We start from the raw sequence: 11,098 nt of genomic DNA on the forward strand, positions 1-11,098 counted from the left end.
CCGGATCACGCGAGTCGACCTCCGGATCACGAGCCGGGACCGCGAGCCGACGGTCCGGGTACGCCAACCGACCGCCTGGGCACGGTCGGTCCGCGTACCGGGACGGACGACTCGCGTACCCAGACGGACGACACGCGTGCCTGGATGGACGACACGCGTGTCTGAAGGGTCGACACGCGTGATTGGAGGGTCGACACGGCGAAGGCCGCCTCTCGGAATCCGGGAGGCGGCCTTCGTGGAACCGGGGATCAGGCGACCGTCAGGCGGTTCTCGAAAGTTTCGACCAGCTTGCGCCACGCGCTCTGCTCGGCGTCGAACGGCGCCGACGGCTCGAGGCGTGTCGGGTCGGGACGGAGCACGAAGGAGACCAGCCAGCCCAGGCTTTCGTTGCCCGCCAGGGCCGTCTCGGCCGAGTCGTCGCCCGCCCACTCGGCCGCGTCCGTGATCAGCTCGACCGCCAGCTCCAGCTGGGTCGGGTCGATCGCCTCGGGGCCTTCGGCGATGTCCGCGTCCAGGCCCGTCAGGACGTACGTGTTCTCGGTGTCGACCTCGATCTCGAGCTCGCCCGCCGTGGCCTTCGCCAGGACTTCGTCCCACGTGGACACGTCCGCGAGGTCCGTGTCGGCCAGGTCCTTGCCGTCCGCCAGGGCCCGGGCCAGCGCGCCCGGCGACGTGAACACGTCGATCTCGCCCTCGCTGCCCAGGAACACCGGGGCGTCGTCGAGGTAGCAGCGCAGCGTGTAGTACTCCGCGCCGGACGTGATGATCTTGATCGGGTCGATGCCGACCTCGGCCCAGAAGCCGACCGGGCCCTCTTCCTCTTCTTCTTCCGAATCGGAGTCGGAGTCGTCCGAGATCGCCTCGAGGTCCTCTTCGCCCTCGGCGCCGGCTTCGGCCTCCGCGGACTCCTCGTGGAACGCCGCCAGCTCCTCGGCCGTCTGCTCCAGGACCTTCTCGTCGACCTCCGGCTGGGTCACCAGCCCGTCGATCGCGTCGAGCACGGTGTCCCACTTCTGCGACACCGTCTCGGACAGGTCGTTCCACACCTGGACGCCGACGCTCCCGGTGAACGGCAGCGTGCCCTGGTCGAGCAGCGAGAAGCCCTCGGTCGAGTCGAGGATCTCGTGGACCTCTTCGAGGTCGCAGACGTCGGCGAGCGACCGCACGATGCCGACGATCTCCGCCAGCTCCGCGATGTGCCAGACGTCCGGCTCCTCGGCGACCAGCTCCGGGACGCCGACGAGGTCGTACGTGTGGTCCTCGTCCGGGATCAGCTCCGGCACGTTCAGCGACGGCACCGCGTCCCACGCCGGGTGGTCCAGCAGGTCGTGCCGCTCGGACGTGCGGACGAACGCGGCCAGGTGCGCTGCGTCGGCGAAGGCGTACAGGTCGTCCTCGTCGCCGAGGAACGCTTCCCACTCCTCGCCGTCTTCCCGCCAGCGCGGCGCCCACAGGGTGACGACGTCGCCCTGCGGCAGGCCGAGTTCGATCGGGATGATGTCCTGTGCCATTCCTAAGCCCTCCGGAGTACCGCCCGTGTGCGCGCGTGATGAGAAGTATCACCCAGTCGACGCGCGGTACCGCGAAGCCTACGGGTTTACCGGTCGCGATGCGATCGCCCCTGCCGACTTTGCGACGAGCGGATGGCACGATGGACGCCTGATGACTCTCACCGACCTCCTGCCTGCGGATCCCGACCCCGACGCCCTGTTCGAAGCCTTCACGACCTGGACGGCCGAACGGGGTATCGAGCTGTACCCGGCGCAGGAGGAGGCGGTGATGGAGGTCGTCTCCGGATCGAACGTCATCCTCTCGACGCCGACCGGCTCCGGGAAGAGCCTCGTCGCCGTCGGCGCGCACTTCACCGCGCTCGCCCAGGGCCGCCGCAGCTACTACACCGCGCCCATCAAGGCCCTCGTCTCGGAGAAGTTCTTCCAGCTCATCGACATCTTCGGCGCCGACAACGTCGGCATGATGACCGGCGACTCCAGCGTCAACCCGGACGCCCCGATCATCTGCTGCACGGCCGAAATCCTGGCGAACATCGCGTTGCGGTTCGGGGCCGACGCGCCGGTCGGGCAGGTCGTGGCCGACGAGTTCCACTTCTACTCCGAGCCCGACCGCGGCTGGGCCTGGCAGGTGCCGCTGCTGGAGCTCCCGAACGCCCAGTTCGTCCTGATGTCGGCGACCCTGGGCGACGTCTCCTTCTTCGAAAAGGACCTCACCCGCCGCACCGGCCGCCCGACGGCGGTGGTCACGTCGGCGCAGCGCCCGGTCCCGCTCACCTTCCGGTACGCGCTGACGCCGCTGCACGAGACCATGTCCGAGCTGCTCAACGGCGGTCAGGCGCCCGTCTACGTCGTGCACTTCTCGCAGGCCGCGGCCATCGAGCGGGCGCAGACGCTGATGAGCATCAACGTGACGTCGAAGGCCGAGAAGGAGGCCATCGCCGAGCTGATCGGCGACTTCCGGTTCGCCGCCGGCTTCGGCAAGACGCTCTCGCGGCTGGTCCGCCACGGCATCGGCGTCCACCACGCCGGCATGCTGCCCAAGTACCGCCGGCTGGTCGAGACCCTGGCCCAGTCCGGGCTGCTCAAGGTGATCTGCGGGACCGACACGCTCGGCGTCGGCATCAACGTGCCGATCCGGACGGTCGTCTTCTCCGCGCTCACCAAGTACGACGGCGTCCGCCAGCGCCACCTCAAGGCGCGCGAGTTCCACCAGATCGCCGGCCGGGCCGGGCGCGCGGGCTACGACACCGACGGTTACGTCGTCGTGCAGGCGCCCGACCACGTCGTCGAGAACGCCAAGGCGCTCGAGAAGGCCGGCGACGACCCGAAGAAGAAAAAGAAGATCGTCCGGAAGAAGGCGCCGGAAGGGTTCGTCAACTGGACCGAGAGCACGTTCGACCGGCTCATCGCCGCCGACCCCGAGCCGCTGACGTCCAGCTTCAAGGTCACGCACTCGATGCTGCTGAACGTGATCTCCCGGCCGGGCAACGCCTTCGACTCTATGCGGCACCTCCTCGAGGACAACCACGAGGACCGCGCGTCGCAGCGCAAGCTCATCCTGCGCGCCATCGCGATCTACCGCGCGCTGCTCGCCGCGGGCGTCGTCGAGCGACTGTCCGAACCGGACGATCAGGGCCGGATCATCCGGCTCACCGTCGACCTGCAGTTCGACTTCGCGCTCAACCAGCCGCTTTCACCGTTCGCGCTGGCCGCGATCGAGCTGTTCGACCTCGAGTCGCCGAGCTACGCGCTCGACGTCGTGTCCGTTGTGGAATCCACTGTGGACAATCCGCGGCCGGTGCTGTCGCAGCAGCAGTTCAAGGCGCGCGGCGAGGCCGTGAACGCCATGAAGGCCGAGGGCATCGAGTACGACGAGCGGATGGAGCTGCTCGAGAACGTCACGTACCCGAAGCCCCTCGAAGAGCTGCTGCAGGGCGCGTTCCACAGCTACCGGCAGGGCCACCCGTGGGTCGACGACTACGAGCTGTCGCCGAAGTCGGTCGTGCGGGACATGTACGAGCGCGCGATGAACTTCGTCGAGTACATCGGCTTCTACCAGCTCGCCCGGTCCGAGGGCCTGGTGCTGCGCTACCTCGCCGACGTCTACGACGCGCTGCGCCACACGGTCCCGGACGAGGCCAAGACCGAGTCGCTGCAGGACCTCATCGAGTGGCTCGGCGAGCTCGTCCGCCAGGTCGACTCGAGCCTCCTGGACGAGTGGGAAGCGCTGCGGCACCCGGAAGAGGAAGGTCCTGTCTCGACGCGCCCGCCTTCCGAGCCGCCGGCCGTCACCCGCAACGAGCGCGCCTTCCGCGTCCTGGTCCGCAACGAGCTGTTCCGCCGGGTCGAGCTGTTCGCGCGCCGGGCGTGGTTCCCGCTCGGCGAGCTGGACGCGGCTTCGGGCTGGGATGCCGACGCGTGGCAGGAAGCGATCGAGGACTACTTCGAGGAGTACGACACGCTCGGCACCGGCCCGGACGCCCGCGGCCCGCAGCTGCTGATGATCGAGCAGCAGCCGGACGTCTGGAAGGTGCGCCAGATCTTCGACGACCCGGCGGGCGACCACGACTGGGGCATCAGCGCCGAGGTCGACCTGGCCGCGTCGGACGAGGCCGGGATGGCGGTGGTCCGGGTGACCGAGGTCGGCGCGCACTGACCGCCCCGGTGGTCACGCCACCGGCGTCAGGATCGCCTGGGCGTCCTCGCCGGCGAACCACAGCCCGATGACGAAGGCCGCGGTCGCTTCGAGCAGGGCCGCGCGGTCGAGGCCGCCCGCGGGGACCGGGTGCGCGCCGATGTCCCGGACCAGCGTGCTCACCGCGTCGAGCGCCGCCGGGTCGTCGCCGCACAACGGGACCGACAGCGGACGGCCGCCGAACACCGGCGGGGTCATCCGCCAGACGTCGACGTGGGCCAGGTTGAACGCCTTCACCACGTGGGCTTCGGTGGTGATCCGCGACGCCACCGGCGTGCCGGCCAGGCTCGGGTCGTTGGTGCAGTCGACCAGGACCTTCCCGGCGAGCGGGCCCGCCTCGGCGAGCACTTCGCCGATCGCGCCGGCGGGGACGGCCAGCAGCAGCACGTCGGCGAAGGCGGCCGTCTCGCGCCAGGTTCCGGTCGCGGCGCCGAGCCGCCCGGCCAGGGCACCGGGGTCCGAACGGCCGCTTACCATGAGCTCGTGGCCGGCCTGCGCCCACTGCGTGCCGAGCGCGTCCGCCATCCCGCCCGTGCCGAAGATCCCGATCCGCATGCGTCCTCCTTGTGCTTGGCTGGTACCAGCACGACGGTAGGAGCCCGGGAAGGAACCGAACGGTAACCATGGACTTCCTCGCGGACTGCCGCACCCGGCTCGCCTTCGACCTCGTCGCCAACACATGGAACCCGGTGGTGCTGTGGGCGTTGCGCGACGGCCCGCGGCGGCACGTCGACCTGCGGCGCACCATCGGCGGCATCAGCGCGAAGGTGCTCACGGAAACCGTGCGGCGCCTCGAGTTCGACGGGCTCGTCGAGCGGCGCGAAGGCGCGTACGCCCTCACGCCGTTGGGCGTGACGCTGCTGGAGCCGATCGAGGGCTTCGGGCGCTGGGCCGCTGAGCACGGCGACGACGTCCTCGCCGCTCGAAGCCGAGCAGAACGATCAGCATGACCAGCTCCGCCAGGGGCGACGGGAAGCCGAGGGCGAGGCCGGCGGCGACGTCGGCGACCGGCGCGGCGATGCCCGCGACGAACACCCAGGTCGGCGCGGTCGGCGGCTTCGCGGCGGGCGACCACGAAGTCTTCTTCCACGGCTTCGCGACCGACAGCCAGGCTTGGAACGCGAGTGCGCTCGCCATCAGCGACGCCCCGGCGACCTGTTGCCAGGCGACGGCGCCGGTGTCCGCGGAGTCACGCAGCGCGCGGGAGAGCAGGAAGATCCCAGCGTAGAGCTGGATCAGCGTCAGGGCGAACTTGGTGAGCACCCACCAGTGCCGGAAGTAGCCCCACGCGGTCGCGCCGGCGAGCAGGAGGCCGGTGAACGCCGACACGTTGGCCATGGGCGCGAGCAGGACGGAGTCGAGCCGGTCGGCCATCGCGGGCGCACCCGACGACATGAGCACGACGAGGGCGAGGGCCTGGCTCATCCAGGCCACCGACGACACGACGTGCAGCCAGACGACGGCCTGGCGCCAGCGGGGAGAAGTCTTCATGGGTTCCAGGCTCACCGAGCGGCGGGAACGGCACATCGGGCGCGACCCGGGCTTCGTCCCGGAGCCGGGACACGCGGGTTTGCTTCCGGCGCAGTACGAATCCGGTGGGGACGTACTCCTGGGGGAGTATCAGCGCGGCGGGTTCTTCGCCGCCAAAGCCAGCAACGGCACCGCCGCGGCGGCGTCGGTGATCAGCGTCGAGACCATGCCGGACCGCAGGACCGCGTCCACCGCCGCGGCTTTCGGCCGGCTGTACCCCAGCGCGATCACCTCCGGGACCGCCATCAGTTCCTCGTGGCTGATCGCCAGCACGTGGTGGGCCAAGCCGGTGGAGAGCGCGTTTCCCGACGCGTCGAACAGCCGGGCCGCGACCTCCGCCGTCGCGCCGCGGGCCGCGATCGCCGCCCGCTCGGCCTCGTCCAGCGCGTCGTACACCGTCGACTCGCCCGGCTGCCAGGCGCCGATGCTGACCACCGCCTTCGTCAGGTTCCGGAACTGGCCGAACGTCTCCGCGATCCCCGGCTGGCGCCGCAACGTCTCCGTCGTGCGCCGGTCCGGCAGCACCAGCGGCCCGAAGATCGGGTACGCGTCGCCGCCGGACACCGACGTCACGCGGCTGACCGTCTCCACCGAACGGCCGCGCATGTCCATCCCGGCCTGCACCCCGCACAGCTGGACGATCGGGCACCGGGGCAGCGACCGGACCGCCTCCGCCATCGCGTTCACCGACCGCGCCCAGGACAGCCCGATGACGTCCGACGGGACCGCGATGTCCTCCAGCAGCCGCGCCGCCAGCGCGCCGATTTTCGCCCGGACGACCTCCTTCGGCTCGCGCTCGGTTGAGCGTTCGAGCACCAGCGCCCGCTCCAGGCCGTACGCCGAGCGCACCTCGTCCGACAGCGCCAGGTCCACCGGCACCGGCAGCGCGAACTCCACCCTGACCAGGCCGGACTCCATGGCCGTGTCGAGCATCCGCGCCACCTTGAACCGGCTGACGCCGAACTCGCCCGCGATCTCCAGCTTGGAGCGTCCCTGCACGTAGAAGCGCCGGGCGACGGTGGCCAGCAGCATCGCTTCGGTGAGCGACGCGCTCTTCCGAGAAGCGCTCATCTGAGCATAATAGCGCGAAATCCAGCCGAAAGGTTGACGTAATACCGACGTCAGACCTGTAATGCCTTCACATGTTCTCGACGCGATAGGTCAATGTTGCTCATATGAGCGGCGAGGAAGGGGTAAGGCATGCGTGCCGCCATCGTCGACCGGCCCGGTGAGATCAGGGTCGGCGAGGTGCCCGATCCGAAACCCGGGGAACGTCAGGTCGTCGTCAAGGTCGGAGCGTGCGGCATCTGCGGCACCGACCTGCACATCGCGGACGGGCACTTCCCGCCCACCCCGTACCCCATCGTCCCCGGGCACGAGTTCGCCGGGGAGATCGTCGAGCTCGGCGCGGACGTGCCGGGCGAGTGGAAGGTCGGCGACCGGGTGGCCGTCGACCCGTCGCTGTTCTGCGGCTACTGCGGCCCGTGCCGTGCCGGCCACGGCAACCTCTGCGCGAACTGGGGCGCCACCGGCGACACGGTCAACGGCGCTTTCGCCGAGTACGTCGCCGTCCCGTCGTCCACCTGCTACCGCATGCCGGACGCGATGACCTGGGAACAGGGCGCGCTGGTCGAGCCCGTTTCCTGTGCCGTGCACGGCGTCCGCCGCGTCGGTGTCGAGGCCGGCGAACGGTTCCTCGTCGTCGGCGCCGGCACCATGGGCCTGATCATGCAGCAGCTGCTGCAGCGCTCGGGCGCGCAGGTCACGGTGGTCGACCGCAACGAAGCCCGGCTGCCGCGCGCGAAGAGCCTCGGCGCCGTCGCCACCGCTGCCGATACAAAAGACCTCAACGGCGAGAAGTTCGACGTCGCCGTCGACTGCACCGGCGCCGCGCCCGCCATCGAAGCCGCGTTCGACGCGATCCGGCGCGGGGGACGGCTGCTCGTCTTCGGCGTCGCTCCGGCCGAAGCCCGCGTCGCGCTTTCGCCGTTCCGCATCTACAACGACGAGATCACCGTCGTCGGCTCGATGGCCGTGCTGCACAGCTTCGGCGCCGCCCTCGACCTCGTCGCGTCCGGCGCGATCGACACCGACGCGCTGCTCACCGACACCCTGCCGCTGGAGCAGTACCCCGAGGCGCTGGCCAAGATGCGCAGCGGCGCGGGCCTCAAGGTGCAAGTCCTCCCCGGAGGTGGCCGTGCGTAAGCTCCTCACCCTCTTCGCGGCGACGTCGTTGCTGGTCACGGGCTGTGCGGGCGCCGGCTCGCTCGGCACCGGCAGCAGCACGCTCGTCATCGCCATCGTGTCCAACCCGCAGATGAAGGACGCCATCGCGCTCGCGCCGGAGTTCGAGAAGGCCACCGGTATCGGGCTGAAGTTCGTGTCCCTGCCGGAAAACCAGGCCCGCGCGAAGATCACCGCGTCGACCGCCACCGAGGGCGGCGAGTTCGACGTCGTCATGATCAGCAACTACGAGGCCCCGCAGTGGGCGGCCAACGGCTGGCTCGAAAACCTCGAGCCGCACATGGCCGCGACCCCGGGCTACGACGAAGGCGACTTCATCCCCAGCATCAAGACGTCGCTGTCGTACGAGAACCAGATGTACGCGGTGCCGTTCTACGGCGAGTCGTCGTTCCTGGCCTACCGCAAGGACCTCTTCGAGAAGGCCGGGCTCACCATGCCCGCCAAGCCGACCTGGCCGCAGATCGCGGACTTCGCCGCGAAGCTCGACGACAAGGCCAACGGCGTCGCGGGCATCTGCCTGCGCGGCAAGCCCGGCTGGGGCGAGAGCCTCGCGCCGTTCACGACCGTGGCGAACACCTTCGGCGCCCAGTGGTTCGACAAGGACTGGAACGCCAAGCTGACCTCGCCGGAGTTCACGCAGGCCGCGAACTTCTACGTCAACCTGATCCGCGAGCACGGCGAGGTCGGGGCCTCCAGCGCCGGGTTCTCCGAGTGCGGCACGCGCTACACGCAGGGCAACGCGGCGATGTGGTACGACGCCACGGTCATGGCGGGCACCAACGAGGACCCGTCCAGCAGCAAGATCGTCGGCAAGTCCGGCTACGCGCCGGCGCCCGTCGTCAAGACGCAGGCCAGCGGCTGGCTCTACACCTGGGCGCTCGGCATCCCGAAGGTCGCCAAGGACAAGGACGCGGCCTGGAAGTTCATGGCCTGGATGACCGACAAGGCGTACGTGCAGAAGGTCGGCCAGACCTACGGCTGGAACCGCGTCCCGCCGGGCGTCCGCCAGTCGACGTACGCGATCCCCGAGTACGCCGACGCGGCGAAGGCCTACGCGAAGCCGACGCTCGACGGCATCGCGGACGCGAACCAGCAGAAGGTCATGGCGAACCCGGTGCCCTACCCCGGCATCCAATTCGTCGGCATCCCCGAGTTCCAGGACCTGGGCACCCGGGTGAGCCAGCAGCTGTCGGCCGCGATCGCCGGCCGCGAATCCGTCGAAGACGCGCTGAAGCAGTCCCAGGACTACGCGCAAACCGTGGGTGACTCCTACAAGGCGGTGCAGTGATGTCCACGCTCTCCGTATCCACCCCCACCTCCACCTCGCAGGCGAAGGTCGAGGAGAAACGCGGCCTGAGCACCGCGGCCAAACGGCGGCTGCCGCTGCTGCCCGCGCTGGTCTTCGTCATCGCGGTGACGCAGCTGCCGTTCCTGCTCACCGTGTTCTACTCGTTCCAGTCGTGGAACCTGGTCCGGCCGGGGTCACGGCACTTCGTCGGCCTGCAGAACTACGTCGACGTCTTCAGCGACACGACGTTCCTGGTCGCGCTGCTCAACACGGTCCTGCTGACCGTGGTGTGCGTGTTCGTCGCGCTGCTGCTCGGCCTCGGCCTGGCCATCCTGCTCGACCGCAAGTTCCTCGGCCGCGGCGTCGTCCGGACGCTGCTGATCACGCCGTTCCTGATCCTGCCGGCGGCCGGCGCGCTGCTCTGGAAGACGACGATGTTCGACCCGACCTACGGGCTGCTGCACTTCGTCTTCGGCACCGACGTCGACTGGCTCTCGGAGTTCCCGCTGGCGTCGGTGATGGCCCAGATCGTGTGGCAGTGGACGCCGTTCATGATGCTGCTCATCCTGGCCGGCCTGCAGAGCCAGGCCAAGGACGTGCTTGAAGCGGCCAATGTGGACGGTGCCGGTCGCTGGCGGACGTTCGTCTCCATCACCCTGCCGCACCTGTCCCGGTTCCTGCAGCTGGCGACGCTGCTGGGCGCGATCTACATCGTGAACAGCTTCGACGCGATCTTCCTGATGACCCAGGGCGGCCCGGGCACGGCGAGCACCAACCTGCCGTACTACATCTACCAGCGCGCGTTCGAGGGCTTCGACGTCGGCCAATCCTCGGCGATGGGCGTGGTCGTGGTCATCCTGACGATGATCGTCGCGACCTTCGCGCTGCGCCTGATGTTCCGCACGTTCTCGGTGAGCGGAGGGATCAAATGACGACCGTGGCTCCCCGCAAGCGGGCGTACGGCAAGGGGTCGCTGACCGTCGCGACCTGGGTGATCGCGATCCTGTTCGTCTTCCCCCTGTTGTGGATGATCCTGACGGCGTTCAAGCAGGAGGCGGACGCCTACACCGACCCGCCGAAGCTGTTCTTCACGCCGACGTTCGAGCAGCTCGGCAACGTCCTGGGCGGCGGCTTCCTGCCGTACCTGTCCAACTCGGCGTTCGTCACGATCCTCTCGACGCTGCTGGTGCTGCTCCTCGGCGTCCCGGCGGCGTACGCGCTGTCGCTGGCGCCGGTGAAGGGCACGTCGAACGCGCTCGGCTTCTTCCTCTCGACGAAGATGCTCCCGATCGTGGCGGCGATCATCCCGCTGTACGTGATCTCGCAGAACACCGAGCTGCTCGACACGGTGTGGGCGCTGGTCATCCTGTACACGTCGATGAACCTGCCGCTGGCCATCTGGATGATGCGGTCGTTCTTCCTCGAGGTGCCGCACGAGATGATCGAGGCGGGCCGCATCGACGGCGCCAACCTGCCGACGCTGCTGCGCAAGATCATCATGCCGGTGGTCGCGCCCGGGATCGCGGCGACCGCGCTGATCTGCGTGATCTTCTCCTGGACGGAGTTCTTCTACGCGGTCAACCTGACGGCGGCGCGGGCGGGCACGGTCCCGGTGTTCCTGGTCGGGTTCATCACCAGCGAGGGCCTGTACTGGGCCCAGCTGTCGGCGGCGGCGCTGCTGGCTTCGCTGCCGGTGATGATCGTCGGCTGGATCGCGCAGAACCACCTGGTCCGCGGGCTGTCGATGGGCGCGGTCAAGTAGCAGGCAGCGGTGAGGGCCACCCCGAGGTGGCCCTCACCGTGCGTCACTCCTGGAGGGAGAGGGCCTGT

The 11,098-nt window shown here is 69.4% G+C and carries 10 protein-coding genes; 6 read left to right on the forward strand and 4 right to left on the reverse strand.

The genetic code is table 11. The features are described from left to right. Positions 1-248: 248 nt before the first annotated feature. Positions 249-1,511: a primosomal protein gene (locus ACWDN5_RS34595; protein WP_449679242.1), complete on the reverse strand. Its 1,263-nt coding sequence runs from the start codon at positions 1,509-1,511 to the stop codon at positions 249-251. A gap of 151 nt (positions 1,512-1,662) precedes the next feature. Here ACWDN5_RS34595 and ACWDN5_RS34600 point away from each other — a divergent pair, with 151 nt between their 5' ends. Further along, positions 1,663-4,167 (forward strand): DEAD/DEAH box helicase, encoded by a 2,505-nt coding sequence (locus ACWDN5_RS34600; protein ID WP_310971094.1) that lies wholly within the window; start codon positions 1,663-1,665, stop codon positions 4,165-4,167. A 12-nt stretch (positions 4,168-4,179) separates the two neighbouring features. Here ACWDN5_RS34600 and ACWDN5_RS34605 read toward each other — a convergent pair whose 3' ends face one another. Continuing rightward, on the reverse strand, positions 4,180-4,761 hold the full coding sequence (locus ACWDN5_RS34605) for an NADPH-dependent F420 reductase (RefSeq protein ID WP_449679243.1): 582 nt from the start codon (positions 4,759-4,761) through the stop codon (positions 4,180-4,182). A 68-nt stretch (positions 4,762-4,829) separates the two neighbouring features. On the opposite strand from ACWDN5_RS34605, the gene ACWDN5_RS34610 reads away from it, so the two are divergent. Then, a complete protein-coding gene (locus tag ACWDN5_RS34610) occupies positions 4,830-5,156 on the forward strand; it encodes a winged helix-turn-helix transcriptional regulator (protein WP_449679244.1) in 327 nt (108 codons plus the stop codon). On the opposite strand, the gene ACWDN5_RS34615 is transcribed toward ACWDN5_RS34610, so the two are convergent. Then, on the reverse strand, positions 5,044-5,697 hold the full coding sequence (locus tag ACWDN5_RS34615; RefSeq protein ID WP_310971091.1) for a hypothetical protein: 654 nt from the start codon (positions 5,695-5,697) through the stop codon (positions 5,044-5,046). The genes ACWDN5_RS34610 and ACWDN5_RS34615 overlap by 113 nt on opposite strands. A gap of 129 nt (positions 5,698-5,826) precedes the next feature. Beyond that, on the reverse strand, positions 5,827-6,807 hold the full coding sequence (locus ACWDN5_RS34620; protein ID WP_310971090.1) for a sugar-binding transcriptional regulator: 981 nt from the start codon (positions 6,805-6,807) through the stop codon (positions 5,827-5,829). A 129-nt stretch (positions 6,808-6,936) separates the two neighbouring features. On the opposite strand from ACWDN5_RS34620, the gene ACWDN5_RS34625 reads away from it, so the two are divergent. Genes ACWDN5_RS34625 through ACWDN5_RS34640 form a run of 4 tightly spaced genes read left to right on the forward strand, consistent with a single transcriptional unit; the run spans position 6,937 to position 11,030 of the window. Then, positions 6,937-7,941: a zinc-dependent alcohol dehydrogenase family protein gene (locus tag ACWDN5_RS34625; protein ID WP_310971089.1), complete on the forward strand. Its 1,005-nt coding sequence runs from the start codon at positions 6,937-6,939 to the stop codon at positions 7,939-7,941. Next, a complete protein-coding gene (locus ACWDN5_RS34630; RefSeq protein WP_310971088.1) occupies positions 7,928-9,268 on the forward strand; it encodes an ABC transporter substrate-binding protein in 1,341 nt (446 codons plus the stop codon). The genes ACWDN5_RS34625 and ACWDN5_RS34630 overlap by 14 nt, the downstream gene beginning before the upstream one ends. Next, positions 9,268-10,200 (forward strand): carbohydrate ABC transporter permease, encoded by a 933-nt coding sequence (locus ACWDN5_RS34635; RefSeq protein WP_310971087.1) that lies wholly within the window; start codon positions 9,268-9,270, stop codon positions 10,198-10,200. Before ACWDN5_RS34630 ends, ACWDN5_RS34635 begins: the two co-directional genes overlap by 1 nt. Beyond that, on the forward strand, positions 10,197-11,030 hold the full coding sequence (locus ACWDN5_RS34640) for a carbohydrate ABC transporter permease (protein ID WP_310971086.1): 834 nt from the start codon (positions 10,197-10,199) through the stop codon (positions 11,028-11,030). Before ACWDN5_RS34635 ends, ACWDN5_RS34640 begins: the two co-directional genes overlap by 4 nt. Positions 11,031-11,098 lie beyond the last annotated feature (68 nt).

This window comes from Amycolatopsis sp. NPDC003731 (assembly GCF_053586895.1).